Genomic DNA, 278 nt, shown 5'->3' on the forward strand with positions numbered 1-278 from the left:
GCCGAGCTTCCCGGCCGCAGTCATGGCGCAGGCGATGATGCAGCAGGCGGGCCTCAACGTGCAGATCGAGGTGCTGGACTATGCCACCCAGGTGGATCGCCGCCGCTCCGGCAATTATCAGGTGATCTCGCAGTCGGTCGCTCCGCGCCTCGACCCGGCGCTGATGTATGCCTTTTATGTCGGCAACAAGGACAAGAACGCTTCCCTGATGTGGGATGATCCGAAGGCGATCGAGCTGATGAAGGCCGCCTATGTTGAGGCCGACCAGACGAAACGCC

1 pseudogene is annotated in these 278 nt (G+C 62.2%); it reads left to right on the plus strand.

The window, feature by feature from the left end:
- Positions 1–278, plus strand: a pseudogene (locus EN804_RS37000) (ABC transporter substrate-binding protein); the annotation flags it as partial.

This window comes from Mesorhizobium sp. M8A.F.Ca.ET.161.01.1.1 (assembly GCF_004792105.1).
Lineage (GTDB): Bacteria > Pseudomonadota > Alphaproteobacteria > Rhizobiales > Rhizobiaceae > Mesorhizobium.